The organism is Streptomyces sp. ISL-87, from assembly GCF_018614095.1.
Classification (GTDB): Bacteria; Actinomycetota; Actinomycetes; order Streptomycetales; family Streptomycetaceae; genus Streptomyces.
In genome coordinates, this window is sequence record NZ_JAGGOY010000013.1 from 22,193 (window position 1) to 45,910 (window position 23,718).

Annotated in this window: 24 protein-coding genes and 5 pseudogenes; 6 read left to right on the forward strand and 23 right to left on the reverse strand. The window is 70.3% G+C overall.

Annotated features, from left to right (window positions below; translation table 11 throughout):
• Window positions 1–30 precede the first annotated feature (30 nt).
• Together J7I97_RS04580 and J7I97_RS04585 are read right to left on the reverse strand one after the other, a co-directional pair.
• The gene (locus J7I97_RS04580) at window positions 31–708 is read right to left on the reverse strand and encodes a response regulator transcription factor (protein WP_214931085.1); all 678 of its coding nucleotides are present in this window, start codon (window positions 706–708) and stop codon (window positions 31–33) included.
• Complete coding sequence (locus J7I97_RS04585; RefSeq protein WP_214931086.1) at window positions 705–1,832, reverse strand: sensor histidine kinase; 1,128 nt, start codon at window positions 1,830–1,832, stop codon at window positions 705–707. Before J7I97_RS04585 ends, J7I97_RS04580 begins: the two co-directional genes overlap by 4 nt.
• A 197-nt stretch (window positions 1,833–2,029) precedes the next feature.
• Here J7I97_RS04585 and J7I97_RS04590 point away from each other — a divergent pair, with 197 nt between their 5' ends.
• On the forward strand, window positions 2,030–2,458 hold the full coding sequence (locus J7I97_RS04590; protein ID WP_214931087.1) for a DUF6223 family protein: 429 nt from the start codon (window positions 2,030–2,032) through the stop codon (window positions 2,456–2,458).
• A 26-nt stretch (window positions 2,459–2,484) separates the two neighbouring features.
• Here J7I97_RS04590 and J7I97_RS04595 read toward each other — a convergent pair.
• Window positions 2,485–3,065: pseudogene (locus J7I97_RS04595) on the reverse strand (amino acid permease); the annotation flags it as partial.
• Between the two features lie 105 nt (window positions 3,066–3,170).
• Between J7I97_RS04595 and J7I97_RS04600 the strand changes: the two are divergent.
• The 3 genes from J7I97_RS04600 to J7I97_RS04610 all read left to right on the forward strand — a co-directional run bounded on the left by J7I97_RS04600 (window position 3,171) and on the right by J7I97_RS04610 (window position 5,910).
• Entirely contained in the window at window positions 3,171–3,641 is a 471-nt protein-coding gene (locus J7I97_RS04600; RefSeq protein WP_214931088.1) for a plasmid mobilization relaxosome protein MobC, read from the forward strand.
• Window positions 3,638–5,335, forward strand: coding sequence for a relaxase/mobilization nuclease domain-containing protein (locus tag J7I97_RS04605; RefSeq protein WP_214931089.1), 1,698 nt, complete (start codon window positions 3,638–3,640; stop codon window positions 5,333–5,335). The genes J7I97_RS04600 and J7I97_RS04605 overlap by 4 nt, the downstream gene beginning before the upstream one ends.
• Window positions 5,336–5,694: 359 nt before the next feature.
• Entirely contained in the window at window positions 5,695–5,910 is a 216-nt protein-coding gene (locus J7I97_RS04610; protein ID WP_214931090.1) for a hypothetical protein, read from the forward strand.
• A gap of 65 nt (window positions 5,911–5,975) precedes the next feature.
• Here the strand turns inward: J7I97_RS04610 and J7I97_RS04615 are convergent, their stop codons facing one another.
• The 17 genes and pseudogenes from J7I97_RS04615 to J7I97_RS04680 all read right to left on the reverse strand — a co-directional run bounded on the left by J7I97_RS04615 (window position 5,976) and on the right by J7I97_RS04680 (window position 20,453).
• Entirely contained in the window at window positions 5,976–6,461 is a 486-nt protein-coding gene (locus J7I97_RS04615) for an SCO4225 family membrane protein (protein ID WP_214931091.1), read from the reverse strand.
• 155 nt (window positions 6,462–6,616) lie between these two features.
• Complete coding sequence (locus J7I97_RS04620) at window positions 6,617–7,054, reverse strand: NUDIX domain-containing protein (RefSeq protein ID WP_214931092.1); 438 nt, start codon at window positions 7,052–7,054, stop codon at window positions 6,617–6,619.
• Window positions 7,055–7,200: 146 nt separating this feature from the next.
• Window positions 7,201–7,833 carry a hypothetical protein gene (locus J7I97_RS04625; RefSeq protein WP_251058479.1) on the reverse strand — a complete coding sequence of 211 codons (633 nt, stop codon included), beginning with the start codon at window positions 7,831–7,833 and terminating at the stop codon, window positions 7,201–7,203.
• Between the two features lie 221 nt (window positions 7,834–8,054).
• Entirely contained in the window at window positions 8,055–8,549 is a 495-nt protein-coding gene (locus J7I97_RS39460) for an ATP-binding protein (RefSeq protein ID WP_308378340.1), read from the reverse strand.
• A 2-nt stretch (window positions 8,550–8,551) separates the two neighbouring features.
• Window positions 8,552–8,902, reverse strand: a pseudogene (locus tag J7I97_RS39465) (ATP-binding protein); the annotation flags it as partial.
• On the reverse strand, window positions 8,902–9,207 hold the full coding sequence (locus J7I97_RS04635) for a hypothetical protein (protein WP_374195439.1): 306 nt from the start codon (window positions 9,205–9,207) through the stop codon (window positions 8,902–8,904). The gene J7I97_RS04635 and the pseudogene J7I97_RS39465, both read right to left, overlap by 1 nt.
• A 76-nt stretch (window positions 9,208–9,283) precedes the next feature.
• A complete protein-coding gene (metC, locus tag J7I97_RS04640) occupies window positions 9,284–10,480 on the reverse strand; it encodes a cystathionine beta-lyase (protein WP_214931094.1) in 1,197 nt (398 codons plus the stop codon).
• Window positions 10,477–11,754, reverse strand: coding sequence for an MFS transporter (locus J7I97_RS04645; RefSeq protein ID WP_214931095.1), 1,278 nt, complete (start codon window positions 11,752–11,754; stop codon window positions 10,477–10,479). The genes metC and J7I97_RS04645 overlap by 4 nt, the downstream gene beginning before the upstream one ends.
• Window positions 11,751–12,632, reverse strand: a complete 882-nt coding sequence (locus J7I97_RS04650) for a sulfurtransferase (RefSeq protein ID WP_214931096.1) — start codon at window positions 12,630–12,632, stop codon at window positions 11,751–11,753. The genes J7I97_RS04645 and J7I97_RS04650 overlap by 4 nt, the downstream gene beginning before the upstream one ends.
• Window positions 12,629–13,855 (reverse strand): acetyl-CoA carboxylase biotin carboxylase subunit family protein, encoded by a 1,227-nt coding sequence (locus tag J7I97_RS04655; protein WP_214931097.1) that lies wholly within the window; start codon window positions 13,853–13,855, stop codon window positions 12,629–12,631. The genes J7I97_RS04650 and J7I97_RS04655 overlap by 4 nt, the downstream gene beginning before the upstream one ends.
• A 21-nt stretch (window positions 13,856–13,876) precedes the next feature.
• Window positions 13,877–15,073, reverse strand: a complete 1,197-nt coding sequence (locus J7I97_RS04660; protein ID WP_214931098.1) for a radical SAM protein — start codon at window positions 15,071–15,073, stop codon at window positions 13,877–13,879.
• 149 nt (window positions 15,074–15,222) lie between these two features.
• Window positions 15,223–16,395: an ATP-grasp domain-containing protein gene (locus J7I97_RS04665; protein WP_308369135.1), complete on the reverse strand. Its 1,173-nt coding sequence runs from the start codon at window positions 16,393–16,395 to the stop codon at window positions 15,223–15,225.
• A gap of 460 nt (window positions 16,396–16,855) precedes the next feature.
• Window positions 16,856–17,151, reverse strand: a pseudogene (locus J7I97_RS38120) (hypothetical protein); the annotation flags it as partial.
• Window positions 17,152–17,747: 596 nt separating this feature from the next.
• On the reverse strand, window positions 17,748–18,197 hold the full coding sequence (locus J7I97_RS04670; RefSeq protein WP_214931100.1) for a hypothetical protein: 450 nt from the start codon (window positions 18,195–18,197) through the stop codon (window positions 17,748–17,750).
• Window positions 18,198–18,281: 84 nt separating this feature from the next.
• A complete protein-coding gene (locus J7I97_RS40165) occupies window positions 18,282–18,890 on the reverse strand; it encodes an RHS repeat domain-containing protein (RefSeq protein ID WP_374195438.1) in 609 nt (202 codons plus the stop codon).
• Between the two features lie 23 nt (window positions 18,891–18,913).
• Window positions 18,914–19,921: pseudogene (locus J7I97_RS40170) on the reverse strand (sugar-binding protein); the annotation flags it as partial.
• Window positions 19,922–20,114: 193 nt separating this feature from the next.
• Window positions 20,115–20,453, reverse strand: a complete 339-nt coding sequence (locus tag J7I97_RS04680) for a hypothetical protein (protein WP_214931101.1) — start codon at window positions 20,451–20,453, stop codon at window positions 20,115–20,117.
• Between the two features lie 22 nt (window positions 20,454–20,475).
• Here J7I97_RS04680 and J7I97_RS04685 point away from each other — a divergent pair, with 22 nt between their 5' ends.
• Window positions 20,476–20,616 (forward strand): hypothetical protein, encoded by a 141-nt coding sequence (locus J7I97_RS04685; RefSeq protein ID WP_214931102.1) that lies wholly within the window; start codon window positions 20,476–20,478, stop codon window positions 20,614–20,616.
• 240 nt (window positions 20,617–20,856) lie between these two features.
• Here J7I97_RS04685 and J7I97_RS04690 read toward each other — a convergent pair whose 3' ends face one another.
• Window positions 20,857–21,384, reverse strand: a complete 528-nt coding sequence (locus J7I97_RS04690) for a histidine phosphatase family protein (RefSeq protein WP_214931103.1) — start codon at window positions 21,382–21,384, stop codon at window positions 20,857–20,859.
• Window positions 21,381–22,208 (reverse strand): hypothetical protein, encoded by an 828-nt coding sequence (locus tag J7I97_RS04695; RefSeq protein WP_214931104.1) that lies wholly within the window; start codon window positions 22,206–22,208, stop codon window positions 21,381–21,383. The genes J7I97_RS04690 and J7I97_RS04695 overlap by 4 nt, the downstream gene beginning before the upstream one ends.
• Window positions 22,209–22,511: 303 nt before the next feature.
• Here J7I97_RS04695 and J7I97_RS04700 point away from each other — a divergent pair.
• A pseudogene (locus J7I97_RS04700) lies at window positions 22,512–22,769 on the forward strand (PRC-barrel domain-containing protein); the annotation flags it as partial.
• A 6-nt stretch (window positions 22,770–22,775) separates the two neighbouring features.
• Here the strand turns inward: J7I97_RS04700 and J7I97_RS04705 are convergent.
• On the reverse strand, window positions 22,776–23,537 hold the full coding sequence (locus J7I97_RS04705) for a transposase family protein (RefSeq protein WP_214931105.1): 762 nt from the start codon (window positions 23,535–23,537) through the stop codon (window positions 22,776–22,778).
• Window positions 23,538–23,718: the final 181 nt, after the last annotated feature.

Here is a 23,718-nt window from a genome sequence, read left to right on the forward strand (position 1 = left end):
TCACAGCACGATACGAGCCTTGCGGTGTATCTACCCGGGGTGGGGTGGCGAGCTGCGCGGGGTTACCAAGCCGGATTCGTAGGCGAGGATCACGAGCTGGGCGCGGTCGCGGGCATGGAGCTTGGTCATGGCCCGGTTGACGTGGGTCTTCGCGGTCAGCGGGCTGATCACCATGCGAGCCGCGATCTCGTCATTGGACAGGCCGTGCGCAACCAGAACGACGGCCTCCCGTTCTCGGCTGGTCAAGCCTTCGAGCACTGTGCCCGTGTCGGTGGGGAGCGGCTGGGTGACGTACCGGTTGATCAGTTTGCGGGTGATCGAGGGTGCGAGGAGGGCGTCGCCGCGCGCGGCCACGCGTACGGCGTGGAGGAAGTCCTCCGGCACGATGTCCTTGACGAGGAATCCGGCGGCCCCCGCGGACAGGGCGTCGAAGACGTATTCGTCCAGGCCGTAGTTGGTGAGGATGACGACGTGGACGCCGGCCAGCGCCGGGTCGGCCGCGATGCGCCGGGTAGTCTCGATGCCGTCGAGGACCGGCATCTGGATGTCGATGAGTGCGACGTCGGGCAGGTGTTCTCTGGCGAGCACCAGGCCTTCCTGGCCGTTGGCGGCTTCGGCCACGACCTCGATGTCGTCTTCGAGGTCGAGGAACGCGCGGAATCCGCTGCGGATGAGCGGCTGGTCGTCGACCAGCAGGACACGGATCACGAGGCACGCTCCACGGGGAGTTCGGCCCGGACGGTGAAGCCGCCCTCGTCACGCGGTGCTGCCCGGAGGCGGCCTCCGAGGGCGGTGACGCGTTCGCGCATCCCGAGCAGTCCGATGCCGGGCACGGGGTTGGTGTCCGGTGTGGCCTTGCCGTTGTCGTCGATCTGGAGGGCGACGGCGTCGGGGCGGTAGTCGATGTGGACGGATGCCGTGGTGGCGTCCGCGTGACGGGCGATGTTGGTGAGGGACTCCTGGACGATCCGGTAGAGGGTGCGGCCCACCGCGGCCGGTACGCCGTGCTGCCGGCCCTGGATCGTCAGCGTCGCCTGCACACCGGTCTTGCCGGCGCGTTCCACCAGTTCGGGGATGTGGTCGAGGCCGTGCGGTGGGGTGGTGTCGTCGTCGCGCAGGGCCTCCAGGGTGGCGCGCAGCTCCCGTGACGCCTCCCGGCCGGCTTCCCGGATCGCCAGCAGGGCCTCCGGGACCGGTTCGCCGCGCTTGCGGGCCACATGGACGGCGGCTTCGGACTGCACCTTGATCACCGAGATCTGATGGGTGAGCGAATCGTGCAGCTCCCGCGCGATGTGCAGCCGTTCCTCGTCGGCACGGCGCCGCGCCGTCTCCTCGCGGGTGCGCTCGGCTTCGTCCGCCCGCTGCTCGGCCTGCCGGAGGGCTTCACCAGCGGCGCCGGCCGCGATGAGCCAGGCGATTTGGAGGGCGCCCCGGGCCTGCGCGAACGCCTCGCCCGTGTCGTGCAGGCCCGACACCAGGGCCGCGAGGGGGAGCGAGGCCAGCACGGCCACGCTGGTCACCACCGTGACGAGGCGGTGTCCCGCCCGCATCGCCGCGTACACCGCGAAGAGGAACGCGACGGCCGCGACATCGAACCCCGCTGCTTGATACCCCACCGCACACAGCCCAGTCACGGCGAGGACGGCAACCGGAGCCCGCCGTCCGGCGGCGAGTCCCAGGCCGCCGACTGCCAGCAACACGTATCCGAGCAGGTCGAGCCCCGTGGCGGAGTGCTGCCCGGACACTCCGGTGACCAGCAGCGCCCCCGCCACCCCGACGGCGATCAGCCAGTCCCTGACACCGGCCCGAACGCGGAACCGCACATTGTTCATGCGCGCACCGTAGCCCGGGGTCGCTGCGGGCGAATCCCGCTCGCGGACGAGCGCCCGGCTACCACGCACGCAGTAGCTCCGCAGCACGTGCCGCGTGCGTGGTAGCGCGAAGTGTCTGCGCCTGCTGGACGACCTGCCAGGGGCCCGGCCGACATGCTCGAAGCACATCCAGTCGTGGAAAGAGAAGGAGCACCTTGATGTCCGCTCGTCGCCTGTTCGCCGCCTCCGCGACCGCCCTGCTCGGCGGTCTCGGTCTTGCTCTTGCCACACCAGCGGCAGCGCACGCCTCGGTCCAGCCTGTAGCCGCCGGCGTGACCGACTTCAGCCTCGGAAGGCTCGGAGCCACCACCGGCGGGCTGCTGGGGCTGGCCGCCGTGGTCATCGCCGTACTGGCGCTGACCCGACCCGCCGGTCGTCTCGGCATTGCCAACGGGTCGCTCGGGGCCACGGCGGCCGTAGTCGCGGGGCTAATCGCCATGGCTCTCGGCGGGCTGGTCGCGACCACCGCTGACGGTGGACTCGGCACCGGCAACGGGCTCGGCGGCGCCTACGTGGCCCTGCTGCTCGGGCTGGCCGGCACCGCCCTGGGCGGGCGGGCTCTGACCCGCTCCCGCCGCACCGGTTGACCACCCCGGATACGTGTTCGCGGCGGTCACACGCCGCGGGCGGTCAGCGCACGGCGTACCCCGTAGGCGGCGGCGCCGATGCCCAGCACCGCGGCGCCGGAAATCACCGAGGAGGCCGGGAGGGCGAAGGCGAGGACGAGGCAGCCGGCCAGCCCGACGACCGGGATGATCCGCGCCGGTCGGCCCTCGTCCGGGGCGAGGGTCCAGGCGGAGGCGTTGGCGATGGCGTAGTAGGCGAGCACGCCGAAGGAGGAGAAGCCGATCGCCCCGCGTACGTCGGCGGTCGCGGCGAGTACGGCGACGACGGCGCCGACCACGAGTTCGGCGCGGTGCGGCACCCGGAACTTCGGGTGGACGGCGGCCAGGGCGTGCGGGAGGTGCCGGTCCCGGGCCATGGCCAGGGTCGTGCGTGAGACACCGAGGATCAGGGCGAGGAGTGACCGAGCGCGGCCACCGCGGCGCCCACCCGTACGACCGGTGCCAGCCAGTCGGCGCCTGCGGCGCGCGCGGCGTCAGACAGAGGGGCGGTGGCGTCTGCCAGGTGCTGCGGGCCCAGCACGAGCAGGACGGCAACGGCTACGGCCGCGTAGACGGGAACGTCCACACCCCCACCGACCAGCAGAGGACCCGTTCCTCAGCCAACAGCGCAGCAAGTTGGAGGTTCGGACACTCCCCCGTCGGGGGTGCATCCGAACCGAAGCCCGCCCCAGGGGTGGCGGGTCCCGTCCTGCGCCAGGGGGCGCGGGACGGGGAGGCTGCGGCCGAGCGCGGACCGCAGCCTTACAGGGGCCGGGGCAAGCCCCGTATCCGCGCTGGCAAGCAGCGCCGAGCCGTCAGCGTCCGCCTCAGCGAACCCGAGCACGCACTCGTCTCCGCCGGCGCCGACGCCGTCGGCATGCGCGTAGCCGGCTTCCTCGCGCACAGCGGACTCGCCGCTGCCCGCGACCTGAACCGCACCGCTGCCGTCATCGCCACCGAACAGGACGTCCTCATCACCCTGTTCGCCCTGCGTCGCCAGCTCCGCATTGCCAACAACAACCTCAACCAGGCAGCCAAGGCTCTGCACAGGGGCATCGCCCCCGAAGGTCTCGACGACACCATCGCCGCCGTCCTGCGCGCCGCCGAGGACATCCAGCGCGTCACCACCCGCATGACCAACCCCGAAGGAACCCAGGCCGCTTGATCCCCTCCATCCACAAACAGGGCGGCGACACCGCTGGCCTGATCGCCTACCTCTACGGCCCCGGACTCAGCGAAGAGCACGTCGACCCGCACCTGGTCGCCTCCTTCGACGGCCTCGCCCCCGACCCCGGCCGCGACCCGAGAGCCACCAGGGCGGACCTCCAGCAGCTCCTCGACGAACCCCTCCACCTCCTCCCCGCGGACACCCGCCCGGACAAGCACGTCTGGCACGCCTCCGTCCGCTCCGCCCCCGGCGATCGGATCCTCACGGACGACGAGTGGGCGGACATCGCCCGCCGCGTCATCGCCGCCACCGGCATCGACCCCGGCGACGGAGCCGGATGCCGCTGGGCGGCAATCCGCCACGCCGACGACCACATCCACCTCATCACCACGCTCGTACGCGAAGACGGCCGCAAGCCCGACCACCACCGCTCCGGCAAGCGCGCCCAGACCGAATGCCGCCGCATCGAGGCCGACTACGACCTGTACCGCGTGGCGCCCGGAGACGGCACCGCCGCCAAGCGCCCCACCTGCGCCGAACGCCACAAAGCCCAGCGCCAGGGCCGGGACCGCACCGCTCGCGAGGAACTGCGCGAGACCGTCCGCCGAGCCGCGGCCGGCACCGCCTCGGAGACCGAGTTCTTCGACCGCCTCGCCTCCGCCGGCCTCATGGTCTGCCGCCGGACCGCACCCTCCGGCGACACCCTCGGCTACACCGTCGCCCTGCCCGAGGACCGCAACAAGGACGGGGCACCCGTCCACTACTCCGGGTCGAAACTCGCCCCCGACCTCTCCCTGCCCCGCCTCCGCGAACGCTGGACCGGCTCACCGACCCAGCCGTCCCCCGCCCAAGCGAGCCGTCCCGCGTCCACCCGTCGCCGCGCCACCACAGCCGTCTGGCAGGCCGTCCTACTCATCGATCACAGCGACGACGGCACCGTGGCCGCCCAGCTCGCCGCCGCCGGAGAGGTTCTCGACGCCCTCGCCAAGACCTCCGCGGCCCACACCCGCCACAAGCTGCGAAAGGCGGCAACGGCGTTCGAGCGGGTGGCCCGCTCCCACGTCCGCGCCGAACGCGGCCAGAACCAGGTCCTGCGCCAAGCCGCCCGCGATCTCGTACACGGTGGTCCGGCGCTCGGTCGAGGTGAAGACGGCGCCACCACCGCGATGCTGATCGACATGGCGTTCTTCCTCGCCACCGCGGCGTCCGCCTGGCATGCGAAGAAGGGCCACGCCCAGCAGGCTGTCGCCGCCCTCCAGGCAGCCGAGTACCTCCGCGTCGCCTACCAAGCCGCCGCAGCCCAGCCCATGGCCCTCCTCCAGGAGCGGGGCCGGCACATGTTCCGGCCCCTGCAGCACCAGCACGCGGCGGCCCTGCGCCATGCGGTCCCAGACCTGGCGGAGCAGGTCCTGGCCGAGCCCGGCTGGCCAGCCCTGGCCGCCACCCTCGCCGACGCCCAGGCCGCCGGCCACAACCCCACCGACCTGCTCACCGAAGCCACCCAACGCAGGGAGTTGGGCAGCGCCACGTCCATCAGCGACGTCCTCGTCTGGCGTCTCCGCCACCTCGCGCAACTACCCGCCAACCCCGTAGACGCGCACTCCCCGATCGCGCGCCACCGAGTCCCCACCCCACCATCCATCACGCAGACGGCCGTCAAGGACACCGGCGAAAAAACCCGGCGCCGCTAAGTCGGCCAATCGGGGCACCCCTTATATCCGACGATCCGGGATTATCGAATTCCGGGATCCTCCGGAGTATTGGATGTGTCACCACCAATCCCGCCCCGCAAGGAACCTCCGCATGCCCAAACCACATTCCACACCAGAATCATCGCCCTGATGTCCGGCACAAACGGCACGGTCCATGCCGCCTCCCACACCCGGCTCCTCGGTTCCGGGCACCCGATCACCCAGGCCGCACACCGCTTCCGTCACCCCTGACCAGAATGCGCGGCGCAACATACCCGACGATCCCCGGTCAGCCAAACCGGGGATTCTCCAGACACTGGATACATCGCACTTCCCCCACACCGTCAAGGAGCACCCGTATGCCCGAAACCGAAATCCGACCCCACATCGTCGCCCTTCTCTGCGACGCGAACTTCAAATACCGACGCGACACCAATACCTGGTCCCACATCGACGGCCGCCCCTTCACCAAGGAGGAGCAGGCCACCGCCCTGCACGCCACCCGCGCCGAGTTCGAAGAGTTCGCGGCACAGCACACTCGCTACATGGAGTACCGGCAGGCGACGCAGGTCTGAGCAACGCCACCGGGGCCAACGCATTCCAGCGTTGGCCCCGGTGGCATGTCCGCATGGCCGTACGGCTAGGCCTGCGCACTCCTGGCGTCGCGCCGCCGCGCTACGTAGCGGAGCAGGGCCCATATCGCTGCGGCGTTGATCAGGGCGCTGACCAGGACCGTGGCGTAGAAGCCGAAGCCGTCCAGCATGTCGAACTTGGCAGACTCGGAAGTATCCGGCGCCACCCAGTCCGCGGGGAGCGGGTCCGACTCCGAGGGGTAGTCCGTGGGCAGCTTCGTGGGCGGCTCAGAGCCGTACTGGGGATCCATGGGCGGGGCCGAGTCCAGGGCGTCCGCCGCAGGTCCGAAGGACGTCAGCAGCAAGAGGCTGACCGGCGCCGTGGCCAGGATCGGCCAGACTCCGAAGAACCCGCTGTCCCCGTTCCACTGCCCGACCGCGAAGTAGACCAGCATCGCGACCACCAGTGCCAGGTACGCACCAGGCACCCACATCTCAGCCTTCGACCAGCGCCGCACCATGACGTTCCCCGTTCCGCTTCGTTCGACCTGCACCCAGTCTCGAAGCTGCCGAGACCCGCCACTTGAGTACGCCTACTCATCCCGGTAGGCCCTGAGTACCTGGTCAGAGCCGGGCACGGCAAGCACGCCGGGGACACCGCGCAACGTATCCCCCCATGTCCGGCACACGGCGCCGGAGGATTCCGCGACTAGACCACGACCCCAGCCCCGAGTCCGCCGGCACGGATGGCGCCCCGCAGGACGTGGGCGATCTCCTCGGGCTTCAGGTCGATGCCGTCGAGCCCCTCCACGGTCAGCGGGATCTCTTCCAGCGCGTATTCGCCGCGGCCCTCGGCGCTGAACTCGGGGCCGGTCCGGTCCTCGAAGGACCACGTCGCGATGCGGGCGAGGTAGAAGAGCTGACGCTCGTCGTCGGACTCCATCGTGTGCAGGAGGCGGACGATGTCGGCCTTCCCCGCGATCTCCTCGTGGATCTCCCGGTGGAGAGCGGCCTCCGGGGACTCGTCGCTCTCCTCGACCCCGCCGCCGGGCAGCACCCAGTGCACGGGGATTCCGGGCTTGGTGCGGCGGATGACCAGCATCGTGTCGTCCGCGGTGGCGAGGACGGCTCGGACTCGTTCGATCATTCAGCTTTGTCTCCTTGCTTGTTGGCAGTCTCACTTCGTGCAGCGCGAACCGCGCCGAACGTCTGCCCGTCAAGGTCTGACTCCGTAAGCAACTCTGGATCCAGCGCACTTCTGCATTGACCCCATCGAGGTGAAGGGGGAGGACATCAGACAGCGGTCGTGCCCGTCACGGAGACCGGGGGAAGAACACCCGTCACTTCCTCCGCACGCTGGCGCAGCAGTGGAGCCAGCTCCACGTACCAGCCACGGCCTACGGCCTGGAGCATTTCGGCGAGGGCGATCTGTTCACCGACCTGGCCGGCGGGGGTGTCGAGCACATCGGCGAATTCGGTGCGGATGCGTTCGGCGACTACGGGGACGCGGAGGCTGTTGACGTAGAGCATGGCCGGGTCGTAGCCGAAGGGGACGGCGCCCCAGCGTTCCCAGTCGAGGATGACGAGGGGATGGTGGGTGAGGTTGGCCCACTGCAGGTCGGCGTGCCCGGTGACGCGTTCGGTGATGGCCGGCGCGGGGATGCCGAGGAATTCGGGGAACACACGGTCCGCCCAGGACTGGCGGATGGTCTCGCGGGGCGGCTCCGCGGCGCTGAGGGCGTCCAGGCTCTCCCGCAGCGTGGCCCACCAGGAGTCCGGGATTTCCGGGTCCTCGGTGAGGTCGGGGGTTTCCGGGGAGACGACGGGCTGGGCGATGTAGTCGATCAGCTCGGCCTCGAAGACGTACTCCCCGCGCTCCCACCGGTACAGGTCGTGGAGGTGGGGGCGGGAGACCTTATCCGACACCCGTTCCTCGGCGAGGGCGATTCCCTCGTTCCGGGTGGTGGGAGTCTTGGCGGCCTCGCCGCAGTGGACCCGGAGCCAGTGGCCGTTCTCGGTACGGGAGCCGATGGTCCGGCCGAGCCATCCCCAGGACAGCGGACCCGTCGGAGTGTCGGCGACGGCTCAATTTGGGGCCAGTCTGAACGGTTCAATCGTGGGCCATCGTGCGTTCTCGCTGGTTCGTGTCAGTCGTTGTCGTTGGCGGTGGGGACGCGGCCGAGTTCGCGGCCTCTCATGCGGTAGGACTCGCCTTTGAGGGAGTGGACCTCGGCGTGGTGGACGAGTCGGTCGATCATGGCGGCGGCGACGGTCTCGTCGCCGAAGGTCTCTCCCCAGCGTCCGAAGGGTTTGTTCGAGGTGACGATCACGCTGGCCCTCTCGTAGCGGTTCGAGATGAGCTGGAAGAACAGGTTCGCGGCCTCGGCTTCGAAGGGGATGTAGCCGACTTCGTCGATCACGATCAGCGGGTAGCGGCCGAGTTTGACCAGTTCGTCCTGGAGACGTCCGGTGTGGTGGGCGGTGGCGAGGCGGTCGACCCACTGGGCGGCGGTGGCGAACGCGACGCGGTGCCCGGCCTGGCAGGCGCGGACCGCGAGGCCGGTGGCCAGGTGCGTCTTGCCCGTGCGATAACGGGCGGTCCCAGGAAAACAGCGTTCTCCTTGCCGGTGATGAAGTCCAATGTTCCCAGATGGGAGAGTTGCTGGCGCGTCAGACCGCGCAGATGGGTGACGTCCAGCTCTTCGATGGTTTTGATCGCGGGGAAGTGGGCGGCGCGGATGCGGCCCTCGCCGCCGTGGCTGTCGCGGGCGGAGACCTCCCGCTGCAGGCAGGCGACCAGGTACTCGGTGTGGGTCCAGGACTCGGCCTGGGCCCGTTCCGCCAGGCGCTCGGCGGCGTCCAGCAGGGCCGGGGCCTTCATGGCCCGGGCGAGGAAGGCCAGGTCGGCTGCGGTCTGCCGGCCCGTGCGGGCGCTTGGGCCGTCCGTTTTCGCCGTGCCGGTGGTGGCCGGGGCCTGGGGAGCGGTGCGGGGCATCAGGTGTCCTCCTTCCCGGCGCCGCCTTCGATGAGGGTGAACATGCGGTCGTAGGTGCCCAGTTCACGTTGCTCGACCTCGATGCCCAGGCTGTCGGGGGCCAGGGCCGCAGCGCGGGCGGCGTGGGCGCGGGCAGCAGCCTGGTGGATCACCTCGCCGCGCAGGAGACGGGCCGCGGCGGCGTGCTCGGGGTCGGTGAGGCTCTGGTGGCAGGCCCAGCAGCGGGTATGGCGGGCCACGATGTCGTTGCCGCAGGTGACGGTGACCTCCTCGGTGTCGGCGCGGACCATCACGGTCTTGCCGATGGCGCGTCTCCGATGCGGCCCTTCTCGGAGGACTACCCGGCACGGATCATCCCGCCCTCAGGGAAACGAACCGCACCTAACCCCCGCCCAGCAGGGCTTCGAAGCCCGCCTTCAGGTCCTCCTTCAGGTCGTCCAGCCCCTCGAAGCCGACATGCACCCGGACCAGCGGCCCGCGTCCTGCCCAGGTGCCCGGGAGGCGGTGGGAGACCGGGTCGGCGGGCACGATGAGGCTCTCGTAGCCACCATAGCTGTGGCCGAGGCCGAAGACCCGCAGCCGGTTGAGCATCGCGTCGACGGCCGACTTGCCTAGGCCCGGCTCCAGTTCCACCCCGAACAGTCCCGCCGCGCCGGTGAAGTCGCGGCGCCACAGGTCGTGGCCGGGGTCCTCGGGCAGCCCCGGGTGCAGGACGGCCGCCACGCCGTCCTGCTCGGCAACCCAGCGGGCCAGCTCCAGTCCCTGGTCCTGGTGCTGGCCAAGCCGTACATTCAGGGTGCGCAACCCGCGCAGGCCCAGGTAGACGTCGTCGGCGCTCGCGCACTGGCCGAGCCGGATGGCCGCGCCCCGGATGACCGGGTAGCTCTCCTCCGTGCAGACGATCGCGCCGAGGATGCTGTCCGCGTGCCCCGTCAGGTACTTGGTCGCGGAGTGCACCACCGCGTCCACGCCCGCGCCCAGCGCCAGCGGCCGGCAGAAGACGGGCGTGGCCCAGGTGTTGTCCGCGATGGTGGCCACCCCCCGGGCCCGGCAGACGGCGGTGATCGCCGGGATGTCCTGCACCTCGAAGGTGGTCGAGCCCGGGGACTCCAGGTAGAGCAGCCGGGTCCGGGGGCGGATCAGCTCCTCGATCACGGCGCCGCCCGCGCACGGGTCGTAGTACTCGGTCTCCACTCCCAGCGCGGCGAGCGAGTCGCAGAACTTCCGGGTCGGCAAGTAGACGGAGTCGCTGACGAGGATGTGGTCGCCGGCCCGGACGTAGGCGAGGATCGCCGTGGTGATCGCCGAGAGGCCGGAGCAGGTCGCCACCGCCGCGTGGCCGCCCTCCAGTTCGGTCAGCGCCTCCTCGAAGGCGCGGCCGGTGGGGGTGCCGAAGCGGCCGTAGACCGGGGTGCCGCGCTTGAGCGGGTCCGCCTGGGAGGCGTCCAACTCGGTCGTGTCCTGGTAGAGGACGGTGGAGGCGCGGTGCACGGGCGGGTTGACGTAGCCGCCCTGCCGGCGCGGATCGGAGCCGGCGTGCACGAACCGCGTCTCCCGCGAGGGGGTGGACTCGTTCACCGGGCCACCACCTGTCCGGCCCCCGCCGGTTCGGGCAGCGGCAGTTCGTGCACAGCGGGCCGTCGACCGCCGCCCAGCAGCATGGCGAGAAGCGCCGCGCCCGCGCACTGTGCCGCCACCACCAGCCAGAACGTGCCCAGATCGCCGGCGGCTTCGTAGTGGGCAAAGACGAATCCGCCGACGATGCCGGCGAGGAGTCCGCCGATGCCGGCGGTCAGCCGCTGAACGCCGAAGGCGAACGCGGGGTTGCCTGGCACGCGGTCGACGAGTTCCAGATCGCAGCGCAGGAAGAGGAAGATTTCGCCGAGGGTGAAGAGGGCGGTGCCGGCCAGCAGAGCCGGGGTGCTGCCGAGGGCCATGGCCGCCATGCCGAGAGCCATCACGGTGAACGAGCCGACCACCAGCAGGCGGTAGTCGGCGCGCGCGATGCGGTCGGCAAACGCCGGTTGGAGCAGCACAACCATGGCGCAGTTGAGCAGCATCACCCAGCCGAGGACCTGGATGTTGGACACCCCGGCCGCGTACAGGCCCATGAAGCTCTGGAAGAAGAAGTAGAGGTAGAAGGCGAGGGCGGTGAAGAGGACCGGGCGGAGCGCGCCGCGCAGCGCCGCCCGTTTCCCGGTGGCCCCGTCGGTTCCGGTCGCCGCCGGGGCCGCGGCCGGCCGGCGCTCGACCGGCTTCAGGGCGGCCTGGTGGGCCACGGTGATCAGTGCGAAGAGCCCGGCGAGACCGATGAGCAGCAGCACCGGGTCGGCGTCGATCAGCAGCGCGGCGAGCAGCGGCCCGAGCCCCATGCCCGCGTTGAGGGCGGCGCTGCTCACCCCGAGGAAGAGCGGGCGCAGTGCGTCCGAGACGCTGGTGACGATGTACGCCTTGTTCGCTGGAAGGTACAGCGCCGGACCGCCCGCTACGAGGACAACAGCCGGGTACGCGATCCAGGGCACCTTGACGGCCAGGCCGAGCAGGACCAGGCCGGCCGTGCGCAGGGTGAGCGCGAGCACCATGGTCCGCTTGAGCCCGAGCCGGTCGACGACCGGGCCGCCGAGGATGCTGCCGCCGAACTGGATGAAGGTGGCCACCGCCACCAGGACGCCGGCCACCCGGATGTCCAGGCCGACGGCCCCGACCATGAGCACCCCGATGAACGGGGTGACCATGTAGCTGCCGAGGGCGACGACGAAGGACAGGCCGATCAATGCCTTGAGGCCGGCCGGCAGACCGGTGAAGGTCCGCCATTTTGCGGTGAGCCCGCCGCGACGGCGTCCCCCGGTCATGGTGAGCTGCTCTCGCCAGCCGCCTCGCCGGTGGCCACCGGCCGGTCGGAGGGCAGGCCCCACTCGCTCCACGAGCCGTCGTACACGGCGAGGTCGCGGTAGCCGGCCAGGGTCGCCCCGAGCGCGAGGACGCAGGCGGTGACCCCGGAGCCGCAACTGAAGTACAGCTGCTCGCGGTCCCCCACCGCCGCCTCGAACGCCGTGCGCAGCTCGTCCGCCGACCGCATCACGCCGCCGTCCCGCTGGAGCTCCCCGAAGGGCAGGCTGACGGAACCCGGCATGTGGCCGCCGCGCAGGCCCGGGCGCGGCTCGGGCGCGGTGCCGGCGTACCGCTCGCGGGTGCGTGCGTCGAGGACGGCGGCGGCCGGGTCGGCGAGGGCGGCGGTGACGGCGTCGGCGTCCACGATCAGGCCGGTCCGGGGCCGGGCGGTGAAGGTGCCGCGCGGGCCGTCGTACGCGGCGGGTACGGGCTCGACCGGGTGGCCGGCCGCGGTCCAGGCGGGCAGGCCGCCGTCGAGGACGGCGACCCGGTCGAAGCCCATGGCGCGCAGCATCCACCAGGCGCGGGCGCTGGAGTAGATGCCCTGTGCGTCGTAGACGACGACCGTGTCGGTGTCGTGCACACCGAGCGCGCGCAGGGCCTCGGTGAGCTCCTGGGCGCCGTGCATGGTGTGCGGCACGGCGGAGGTGTGGTCGGACAGTTCCCCGTCGAGGTCGAAGGGCCGGGCCCCGGGGATGCGCGCGGCCGCGCCCCGGTGGGCGCCGACGGAGGCGTCGAAGAGGACCACGCCCGCCCCACGCCGCGCGGCCAGCCAGTCGGCGCCGACGAGCGGGCCGGGCAGTCCGGCGGCAGCGGTGGTGGATGTCGTCGCGCTCATGCGGTACCTCCGGAGGAATCGGCGGGCCGCCACCGGGTGTTGTCGGAGAACCAGCCCGCCACGCGTTCGAGATTGGCTGCCACATCCTCCTCCGTGTCCCCGTCGACCACGTAGCCGGCCAGGAACAGCCCTGACTTGACCCCGCCGTGGAACTCCTGGCCGGCCGCCCCGGTCAGCATCACCTCGCGGACGCACCCGGGCTGCTCGGCGCCGGTCCCGGCCGCAGGCAGCTGCTCCAGCACCCCGTTCTGCGGCGGGATGCACAGCGCCCCGGCGGGCCGGTACGCGGGGGTACCGAGCGTCGAGGGCAGGCCGCACTCCGCGTACAGCCACTCCTTGTCCAGGTCGATCCCGAACGCGTGCCGGACCATCGCGCTGATCATGCCGCCGCCGGTGCGGCTGGCGATCTCGCAGAAGACCAGCCGGTCGTCGGGCGTGATCCAGAACTCGGCGTGGAAGGCGGTCTGCGGCGGGGTCGGCAGCTCCGCGAGGACCACCCGCGCCGCCTTGACCAGCCGGTCGTACGACGGGTCCTGCGGGGTGAGCGGGAGGTTGGCCACCCAGTCGTTGTCCCGGAAGGACAGGCAGTCGTTGAGGTAGCGGAAGGGGTGGACGAAGACCACTTCGCCGCCCGTCACCAACCCGTCCACGTGGTACATCTGGCCGGGCACGAAAGCCTCGATCTCGCTGGTCCCCCGCCACGGGCTGGCCAGGTACGCGTCCAGCTCCGCCTCGTCGCGGATGATCGCCGCGCCCAGCGAGCCCGACTCGGACACCGGCTTGATCACGACTGGGTAGCCGTGCTCGGCGACGAAGTCGAGGGCGGTGTACGCCGAGTCGAGCCGCCGGTAGGCGGGGACGTCGACGGGGCCGCCCACGAGGTGGTCCTTCATGACCACCTTGTCGCGGAAGGCGAGCGCGCTCGCGGTGTGCTGGCCCGGCAGGCCGAGCAGCTCCCGCAGCTGGGCGGCCCGTACGACGTCGGGCTCTGCGCGGGCGAAGACCGCCTCGACCGCGAATTCGCGGGCCAGGCCCAGCGCGGTCTTCTCGACCAGCTGGTTGGTGTCGTACGCGTCGAAGGCGTGTACGTGCGGGAGGTGGGAGTAGCCTGCCGCGTACTCCGTCGTGGTCACGATGACCGGGACGATCCCGGAGCCGGCCAGCCACTGGTCGTACGGGGTCTTGGCGTAGGGCGTCTTGGCGAAGACGAGGATGTAACGCATCGCGGCGGTCTTCCTCTCGGGTCAGGACTGCGAGTCGACGAGGAGCGGCAGCCGGCGCCGCTCGGGGACGCGGGAGATCAGGCCGAGCTCCTCGGACAGTTCGGTGGCGAAGCAGCCGTCCTTGTACGTGCCGGAGAGCCGCTTGGCGGTGAATGCCCCGATCTCGTCGTGGTCGAACTCGACGTCGTACGTAGCGCTCTCGCCCGCCTCGCCGGTGGTGACCGTGCGGACCAGGATCCCCAGGTGCGGCTCGAAGGTGTTGACGCAGCCGACGACGTCGCCGATCTTCTCGCGGCGGCCTTCGGGGCCGTCGGAGAGGACTTCCTCCTGCGCGGGGATGGCGGCGAACAGCTGGCGGCCGGCTCGGCACCAGCCGACGTGGCCGGGGAAGCCCATGGCCTTGATACCGAAGGTGCCGAAGTCCTCGCTGACGCCGAGCTGGAAGCCGAGCGGGATCGTCTCGTGAACCCACTTGAAGTCGCGGTACGCCTGCTCGATCTCCTCGCGGGAGAGGCGCAGTTCGGGGTGGCGGCCGCCGTGGTCGGTGAAGTTGTTGAACCGGACGGTGGCCACGCCAAGCTTGTTGAAGTAGTGGGCGTAGCGCTCCAGGGAGGTGCGGCCGTGGTTGTGGCGGCCGATGGTGACGCCGATGTTGACGCGGAAGGCGTCCCCGGGGTCGACGCCCTTGTTGTACTCGGCGATGCGGCGCAGCACCTCCTCGGTGTCCGCGCCGGAGAAGACGCCCTTGATGGGGTACGTCTTGTGGTCGATGACGTTGAGGTCTTCGTCGATCACCCCGTGGTAGGTGATGGAGACGGTGCCGTAGCCGTGCTTGACAGCCAGGTCGAGGAGCTCGGTCCAGTTGTCGGCGAGCAGCGGGCGGCCGCTGGTCCAGGCGTCGCCCTTCTCCATCGTCTCGGTGGGCTTGTGGTCGGACTCCTGCCGGAATTCCCGGTTGTTGGCCGGCCCGTAGATCCGCATGAACTCGCCGTCGTAGGCGAAGCTGTCCACGTAGCGGGGGTAGACGTGGTAGCCGTGCGACTGGAGGCCCTCCAGGATGCGGGGGCCTTCCTCCATGGCGAAGGACTTGTCGTAGACCTTCTCGTAGTTGACGAACCAGCAGTGGGTGCACTTCTGGCCGCAGGTGTTCTTTCCGACCTTGGTGTCGAGATCGAGGTAGATGTGGATGTCCTCGGGCTTGATGTCCTTGAAGGGCATCGAGAACGGGGCATCACCATGGAAATCATAGGAAATAGGAGCGTTCTGGATAGACATGTATCCCCCGTGCGGTGACGTGGTCAATGAACAAATGAGGGGTGGGCGGGGTGGGCGGGGTGTGCGGATCGGCGGTCTGAACGGTGTTCGCGTCAGAGGGTCGGATCGGGAGCGGTGGTGACCACCGGGTGGCCGATCAGTTCCGCGACGGCCGCCGCACAAGCGTTGGTGTCTGCTGCGGTCAGGACGGCCATGCCGAGCCGGTCCGAGGAGGAGCGCAGGGGGTGGACCTGGTCTCCGGGGAGGACGGAGAGGTCCCAGGCGTGGACATGCCCGTGGGCGAGGGTGGGCGGCGGCGCGACGGCCGTCACCCGCCCGGGCGAGGCGGTAAGGAAGATGGTGGCGGCCGCGGCCGCTGTGGCGGGGCCGCGGCCGACCGCCGCGCCGACCGCCCAGCCGAGGGCGGCGCGCCGCCATTCGACTCCGGTGGTGAGGCGGACCAGGTCCGCGATGCCGTCGCCGCCGAGCCGGGTGTGGGTCTCGATCACGACGGTCTTGTCGCCGTCGACCATGACCTCGGTGTGGCTAGGGCCGTCGGTGATGCCGACGGCGTCGAGCAGCTCGCCAACCGCCCGGGCGACCAGCTCCTGACGGCGCGGGTCCAGGGAGGGCGGCGGCATCATGTGGCTGACCTCGATGAACCCGTCCGTGGTGCCCTTCTCGGCGATGCCGAGGACGGTGTGCCGGCCACCCGCCGAGAGCGCCTCGACGCTGAACTCGCGGCCCTCGGCGAACTGTTCGAGCAGGGTAGCGGCCGTGCGGCGGTCCGCGGGGAGTTCGTCGATGCCCTCCACCAGGGCGATGGAGGTGCTGCCGACCCCGTCGACCGGTTTGGCCACCGCCCGACCGTAGGCGGCGAACAGGAGCGCCACCGCCTCCGGGTCGTCGCCCGCCGCGAAGGCCGGGTTCAGGTGCGGGGCCTCGCGCTCCAGAATCCGCCGCATCGCCAGCTTGTCGCGGGTGGCCCGTACGACGGCCGGATCAACGCCGACGACGCCGAGCCGACGGGCGGCCAGCGCGGCCGGCTCGAGGCCGAGTTCGGTGAGCGAGACGACGGCGGTGGCTGCCAGCGGCCGCAGGACCTCGTCGGTGAAGGCGAGGAAGGCGGGCAGGTCCAGGAAGTCGGCGGTGAGGACCCGGCTGTCGGGGTCGAGGGCGGGCGCGCCGGGCAGCTGTACGTGGACCAGCTCGACGGGCAGGGCCGCCGCCTCCCGGGCCACGGTCGGATTGGCGCCGACGATCACAAGGGTCGTCGCACCGTCCACACCCCTCGTCTGGGCCCGCTGCGATCCAATCACCGCCCCCACTGCGCCCACTTTCCCCCGGTCCCCCCTCGCCGACCATTCGTTTGACCGGCGCGTCGAGCACAACATCGCAAGCCTGATCAACAACTGTCAACCGTTGTGCCAACGGCCGGAATTCAGCGTTCCGAGCGGCTCGAACCTCCATTCGCCCCGTGACACCAAGGACCCGCTCAAGGAGCCGTACGGCCGGGAGACCACCCGCACTCGATCGGCACTCAGGCGCGCCGGGCCGCATAGTTCCAGCCAACTTTCCGGCTGCTACGACACATTCCGTTCACAAAACCGCAGCACCACCTACCGGCCAGTAGACGTTTTCAGCCAATGCGGCGGTTCGGCGGGGCCGTACGGCGAAAAAACGGCGGGATGAGGTTCGTTTCGAGGGAAGGTCGTGACCAGGCTGCCAGGTCGTAGCCCCGATGGTCGGAGTGGGGAAGAGACGCAGGTGCTCACAGGCGGTATGAAAGCGCCCGTAAGCGTCGCGGTCGCCGTTGCCGGTCGTGGTCACGGTCACGGTCACGGTCACGGTCACGGTGCGGAGCCTGGGGACGACTTCGGCGCCGTGAAGACACCAGCGGCCACCGATGGCGTCGAGGCGAACGGCGATCAGATGGCGGCACCCGCCCTCGATCGTGCCTGTGGCGATCGGCCACCGCTTTCGAGGGCGGTGTCGTAGCGGAGCTGGTCGAGGTGGCCGGTCAGGTACCGGTTCTTGTCCGTGGTGCGGGGAACGTGGCCGGTGACATTCGCGACAGCTCAGCCAACTCGGCCTCCAGACACCATCGGGCCCTTTACCTGGCCTCTCGTCCCCGGCACGTCCCAGGGCGTCGTGCCACAACGTGCCAGTAGGGGCGGTAAGCAGCGGTCAACAGAGGACCTTCCGAAGCGGCTGGAACAGGGCCGCCTGCGACCGTTCCCGCAGGTCAGAGGTCATCTGCATGCCCAAGTGCCGGGTGGTTCCCAAGCTTATAGCGCGGGTTCGATTCCCGTCATCCGCTCTTGCAAGAAGGCCCAGGTCACAGACCTGGGCCTTCGTCGTTGTCTAGACCTCCCAGCCCTTGCCGTGCCCTCCGCGTGCCCCAACTCCCGCGAGCACCCCGCCCAGAGGGGTGCTGGCGCACAGCCTGCATCACCTCACCGAGGGTGCGTCTCGAATCGCGAGACGCATTTCATGTGACCCGCGCCATAAGCGTGGCGGCTCGGTGTGAATTAGCGCCGTCAAAGAGGTAATTGCAGCCGAGCTGTGCGCTAGGGCTGACGGTACGCACAACAGGCCCCCTCCGGGCATCGCCCGGAGGGGGCCTGCTGCCTGCCGCTCACGGCCGATGGGTCTCCCACCAGCCGGTCAGCTCCGCCACGCGGGCGTCGAACCGGCGGTCGAGGAACGACATCGGGGCCGCCAGGGTCAGGCATTCGCCGGTCACGAGGCAGACGCTCACGCGGCGTACCCCGGCGGTGCGGTGGACGTCGATGCCCGAGACGCTCGCCCAGGGGATGCGGCGCTCCCGTTGCCCGAAGGCCGTGAAAGCCACCAGGCATTCGGGGGTCAGCCGGGCCCCCCTGAGGCGCGGCAGGACCAGCGCGCCCACGACGCCCGCGCCGGCCGCGTACGCGCAGTCCCGAAGTTCGGCGGCCGTCATGGGGTCCGCGGTCCACCGCAGGCCCAGCTGGAGCAGGCCCGTCGCCAGGGCGATGCCCAGGACGACCGGGACGGCGACCTGTGCGGCGGTCAGCCGCAGTTCGACGGTTCCTTCCGTGTGCCGCACCGCGGCATCACCTGCCTTTCCTTTGCCGGGGGGTGGTGGGGCGTGGGGGCCCGACCGGGCCCCCACGCCCCACTCGGCTACCCCCTACAGTTGCGGTTTCCGGAGCTCACGTTGGCCGTAGGTGAAAGTCCAGGGCAGCTCGCCAGCCGGGGTGAGCCCGGTGACGCGGCCCGCCGAGTCGTAGCCGTACTCGGTCTTCAGCGCGGGGCTGATCTGCGGGTTCCAGTACTGGCGCAGCCGGCCCGCGTCGTCGTAGAGGTAGTTCGCGACGGTCTTGGCGGTCGCGGTGGCCGCACCGGGCTCGGTGGACCACACCTTGATCTCCTTGACCTGGCCGGCGAAGTCGCCGAAGACCAGGGAGGTCGCGGTGGTGGTGTTGGCGTAGACGTACTCCAACACCCGGCAGCCCTTGGTGTCCGGCGCCGAGGTGCAGGTTCCGGCGCTCGCCGCCGAGGTGGGGGCGGCGATGCGCTTGGGGCGCGCGTACGTCGTGCCGTTGACGACGACGGTCTCGGAGAGCGTGGTCGTCGTGGAGTTGGTCAGGCCGTCCTGGACGATGCTGGAGACCTGCCAGGTGGCGACGGCTGGGTCGGTCTTGGTGAAGGTGGTGACCGTGCCCTGATTGTTGGTGAGCGTGAAGGAGCCGGTGACGCTGCCGGTCAGCACCAGCTGCTCGGCACCGGGCTCGGGCATCCAGCCGTTCTGCGCGGCGTTCGCGGTGAAGTGGATCGAGTCGCCGCCGGTGGCGCGGTGCGGTAGGTGTCGTCGGCGTTCTTCGTACCGGGGTTGCCGAGGTCCAGCTCGGTGTCGTTCGACCAGCCGACCGTCTCACCGACCTGCACGTAGGTGTCGAAGAGGTTGGAGAGCGCCGAGGTGGACGGGTCCACCGTGACCGGGTACGTGGTCTTCGGGTCAGCCAGAAACTTCGCGTCCGGGCTGACGACCAGATCGACGGAGGAGCCCTTCCGAACCACCTTCATGTCGACCTTGACCCGGCGGGTGTGCTCGCCCGAGACCGGATCGACGGTGGCGTCCCACATCACGGGGGCGGGCATGACCGCGGTCTTATTGTTCTTCTTGTCGGTGAACAGCACGCTGCCGTCGGCCTGCTGCGTGACCTTCAGGCCCTTGACCTTCAGCGGCAGGGTGTACGAGAAGCCCGCCGCGGGCTTGGCCTTGACCTCCACGAACTGCTCGAAGCCGGTGCGGGTGGCTTCCACGACCACGTCCGCGCCGGGCACGGCGTCGGCGTACGTGGCCCGGGTGCCGTCCAGCTTCGGCGCGGGAAGGTCACCCCGCCACTGAAGGGTGATCGCCTCGTCCCCGGAGCCGAGGGTCACCAGGTCGGTGGCCTTGGCGTCGGACTTGCCGGAGAGCCGGAGCCCACGGGGGTGCGCCTTGGAGGCGACGGAACCGTCCGACAGGGCCGTCAGGTCGACGTCGACATCACGCCACTCGCCGGACTCGGCGTCCTTGAACCGCACGGGCCCGGCGGCCAGCTCCGTCGTCAGCGAACCGTCCTTGTTGACCCAGGTGGTCGAGGACTCGGTGCGCTCGGACAACGCCTCGACGCGCTTGCCGGAGAGCCGGGCCGCCACGCGGGCGGAGGGGATGTCGGCGGCGAAGGCCGGCGCGGGCCTGCTCGGCACCGGTGCACGGTCGACAGCCTGCGGGCGGACCGTGGCGAGCGCGGACTCAGCGCCGTAGAGGGACGTGGCGGCCATCAGGACCGCCAGGCCCACCGCGGTGACGCGGCGGGAGGAGGTACGGCCGGGTGGGCCGTACCGGTGTGACTGGGAAAGCAAGTTCCCCCCAAGAAATGAGCTTCAAGCAGGCGCTTGACCGCATGTGATCTACAGACGGCAAGGGGAATGTAATGTTCCGGCGAGGCTGAAAAGTATCCCCCATTGGCCAGAATCAGATCATGGCCGAGGCATCGTTGCGGGATCTTGATCTACCGATCGGTAGCAAGTCGCGACACGGGCCGAGCGGAACCCGCCTCCGCCCGCCTTCCAACACGGACGAACCCGCGACACACACTTCAGGTGCCCTGAAATTCTGGGGTTCTGGCAACTGCCGCACCGACTTGAGGAGGTTCTCGCCCTTACATTTCTTCTCGCGCTTGAACGACGGCCGCCGCAACTCCGCGCCCCGGAAGGCCAGATCAGCCTCGAACTCCTTGGATGCGAAGCCCTTGTCCGCGAACACGAGCAGCCCCGGCCGGTCCATGGCCAGGTGCGGCTCGCGGTCCAGCACCGCGGCCAGCACCTCCCGCCCGATGCAGAAACAAGGCGTCTGCTGCCCGGCTCCACCCCAGCGCACCTCGCAGAGCGTCGATGAGGAGATCCTCCTCAAGCGCGAGGAGCTGCGCCTCGTGCGCGAGCGGGCCACGACGCAGGCAGGAGGACGGGAAGAGTAAGCGCACCGGCCGTGTAGTGGAGGCCGGTTTCCTCGTCCGCGTACTGGCCGGGAAAGCGGAGCGGGCAGTCCACCCCATCCCCTGAAGCGGGGAGGGGCGTGCCCCAGAGGGTGTCGCTGCCGGTCCAGGGCGCGCGTCTGCAGCCCAGACCTCTCACGCACGAGGGAATCCGGCGCATGGAGGCCGAGGAGGAGGAGCGCGGCTGAGCCCGCTCCTTCGGCACCGGTCGGGACCGCCCCGTCAGGGGTTCGCGCCGCGGGGCACGACCATGTCGGTCAGCCGGGCGGCACCAGGTTCAAGGGACGACCAGGGCCCCGGCACGCGCAGCACGGCGATCGCGGATGTCGGGAACTTCGTACGGGTCTGCTCCAGCGCGTAGCCGTCCGTCTCACCGGCAAGCAGCAGGACCAGCTCCTGCACGCCGGGGTTGTGCCCGATCAATATCAGCGTCCGTACGTGCGCGGGGATCTCTCGTACGACGTCGAGCAACTCCCCGGCGCTCGCCCGGTAGATGCGTTCCTCGTGGATCACCTCAGCGCTGGCGCCGAACTCGGCCGCGACGAGGTCCCACGTCTGGCGGGTGCGGCGGGCGGGGGAACACACGACGAGGTCGGGAACACAGTCGGCCTCGCGCAGCCAGCGGCCGGCCGCCGGGGCGTCACGGCAGCCGCGCGGGGCGAGTGGCCGCTCGGAGTCCGCCACGTCCTGCGGCCAGGCGGACTTGGCGTGCCGCAGGACGACCAGGCGCCGCAAGGTGCCCGGAGTCATGGCGTCGCCGGGCGCTGGTGGCCGACCTCGCGCGCGAGGTCCAGCCCGAGGACGCGGTCGAGAAAGGCGAACGCCTCGAACTTGGCACCGGCCGGCACGTCGGCGCGCTTCGCCACGCTGACCAGCATGTCCAGGACAGCGGGGACGCCGAGATCATCGGCGAGCGCGGCATGGGCCTGTCGCAGCACGTCGGCGGGGATCGGCCTGGACGGCTCCTGCGCCCAGTCGGCCACCTGCTGCCGCCAGTGCCTCAGCATCCGCCGGGCCTCGGCGAACGCCGCGCTGGTGACCGTGACCGGCGTGCGGTAGGCGTGGCCGAGCAACAGCATCCTCACAGCCAGCGGGTCGGTCCCCTCTGGGGCGAATGCGTCCGGGAGATCCGAGGCGAGGGGGTGGCCACGGTCTGGGACGCCCCCGTCCGGGGGTGCTGGGCTGACCTGGCCCACGTCGATCCGGACCCCGCTGACGGCGTCCTGCACGGCGGTGCCGTAGGCGAGCACGTGCACGTCGGCAGCGGCGCACACCGTCTCGGCCAGATGGTGAACGCCGGCGGCGGGCGGGTGGATGCCGAGAACGGCCATGGCCCGTTCGAGCGTCTGGGCCGGCTCAGGCGGCAGGTCCGGCGTAGTGAGGACTGTGACGGACTGCAGCCCATGCAGCTCCGCGGTGCGCGCCAGTACGTCACCGACCAGAGGCGCCCGCACGTGCACCGCGCCGATCCCGGTATCGATGACCGGCAGGTGCACGCAGATGCGCAGCAGGTGGCGGTGTGCGGAGGGGATCTCCACGAGGCGGCCGGTGCGAGTGTCGGCGATACGCAACATGATGCGGAGGCTAGTCGTGGAAACCTCCGGTACGGGGGAGGACCTGACCAGGACGCCAACGTTGTGGAATGCCACGCGTCGCACGGTCGTGGGGTCGCAGTCCTGTCGGTCGAGGTGCGCTGAACCATGTCAGCTGTCTGGCCTGTATCGCGGGACAAGTCACTGGTGCCGGAGAAGCGCCAGGGGCATACCAATGATGAATGGGTCGGTGCACTCTCACGTGCAGCGCCCGGAAGGGCGGCCCCGGCGTGTGAATGTGCCGGGGCCGTTGTGTCACCCTCGTCGCGCCGCAGGGAGCGGGGCATGATCCATTCAGCCGATATCCGCGAGTGGCGCGACTGCGACGTCGTCGACCCGAAAGGACACAGGATCGGCTCGCTGGAAGCGATCTACGTGCACACCGCTACCGACGAACCGGCCATGGCCACCGTCTTCACCGGCTTGCCCACCCGCCGGCGCCTGGTCTTCGTTCCTCTCGACGAGGCGATCCTGGGACCGGGCTACGTCAAGGTCGCGCACGCCAAGGCAATCGTGAAGAAGGCCCCGGCCATCGGCACTGAGCCTTTTTCAACCTGATGTTGAGGCGTGGTGAAGGACATGGACGGCTTTCACGATGTCGGTGATCCGGTTGGTGCTGCAGCGGAGCTTGCGGAGCAGGCGCCAGCCCTTGAGGGTGGCCATGGCCTGCTCGCCGAGGCAGCGGATCTTGGCGTGGCTGCTGTTGTGCTGGCGCTTCCAACGCTTGAGCCGGCGGCCCCGGAACGGCACGCGGACTGGTCGGCTGGAGCCCTGGTACGCCTTGTCCGCCCAGCACTTCACGCCTGCCTCGGCGAGCGCGTCGATGATGCCGTGCGTGCGGGCGGCGGTCAGATCGTGGGTGGAGCCGGGCAGTGCGGGTGAGGCCCACAAGAGGCGTCCGAATGGATCGGTGAGGACCTGGACGTTCATGCCGTGGCGTTTATGTTTCCCGGAGTAGTACGGGGTGTCGGCGGCGATCCGGTCGATCGGCAGCAGGGTGCCGTCCAGGATCACGAACGCCTTCGTCCGTACGGTCTTCACCGCCTCGTCCAGGGTGGGGGCCCCGGCGGCCAGGACGTCGATGGCCTCGCGTATGTAGCGGTACGCGGTCGCGGTGCCGATACGGAAGCCGGCGGCGAGCTGGGCGTAGGTGTCGCCGCACCGCAGGTGGGCCAGGGCGAGCAATGCCTGACGCCCGACCGGCAGGCGTCTCCACCGCGTCCCGATCTCCCGCCGCCGAGCCCGCAGGCGCCCCGTCAGGTACCGAAGGGTGTGGCTGGACAGATCAATCGACGACGGATAGACAAGCACACGAAGCTCCTGGCGGACACGGGTGATCTTGGTCGAGAACTCGTCTACCAGGAGCTTCGCTGTTCCGTACAGCCCTCACCCGCCAACACCCCGACCACACAGCCAGGTTGCTCATTCATCTAGTACTCCAGCTGTAGATCGTGATCTTGCTGGTCGGGGGCCGTTGCGGACATGGGTGCGG

Bases quoted from the DNA above. Each gene is read 5' to 3' on its own strand.
- J7I97_RS04585 (WP_214931086.1), bottom strand. From the start codon at position 1,832: ATGAACAATGTGCGGTTCCGCGTTCGGGCCGGTGTCAGGGACTGGCTG.
- J7I97_RS04590 (WP_214931087.1), top strand. From the start codon at position 2,030: ATGTCCGCTCGTCGCCTGTTCGCCGCCTCCGCGACCGCCCTGCTCGGC.
- J7I97_RS04610 (WP_214931090.1), top strand. From the start codon at position 5,695: ATGCCCGAAACCGAAATCCGACCCCACATCGTCGCCCTTCTCTGCGAC.
- J7I97_RS04620 (WP_214931092.1), bottom strand. From the start codon at position 7,054: ATGATCGAACGAGTCCGAGCCGTCCTCGCCACCGCGGACGACACGATG.
- J7I97_RS04645 (WP_214931095.1), bottom strand. From the start codon at position 11,754: ATGACCGGGGGACGCCGTCGCGGCGGGCTCACCGCAAAATGGCGGACC.
- J7I97_RS04650 (WP_214931096.1), bottom strand. From the start codon at position 12,632: ATGAGCGCGACGACATCCACCACCGCTGCCGCCGGACTGCCCGGCCCG.
- J7I97_RS04655 (WP_214931097.1), bottom strand. From the start codon at position 13,855: ATGCGTTACATCCTCGTCTTCGCCAAGACGCCCTACGCCAAGACCCCG.
- J7I97_RS04660 (WP_214931098.1), bottom strand. From the start codon at position 15,073: ATGCCCTTCAAGGACATCAAGCCCGAGGACATCCACATCTACCTCGAT.
- J7I97_RS40165 (WP_374195438.1), bottom strand. From the start codon at position 18,890: ATGCCCGAGCCCGGTGCCGAGCAGCTGGTGCTGACCGGCAGCGTCACC.
- J7I97_RS04685 (WP_214931102.1), top strand. From the start codon at position 20,476: ATGCAGAAACAAGGCGTCTGCTGCCCGGCTCCACCCCAGCGCACCTCG.
- J7I97_RS04690 (WP_214931103.1), bottom strand. From the start codon at position 21,384: ATGACTCCGGGCACCTTGCGGCGCCTGGTCGTCCTGCGGCACGCCAAG.
- J7I97_RS04695 (WP_214931104.1), bottom strand. From the start codon at position 22,208: ATGTTGCGTATCGCCGACACTCGCACCGGCCGCCTCGTGGAGATCCCC.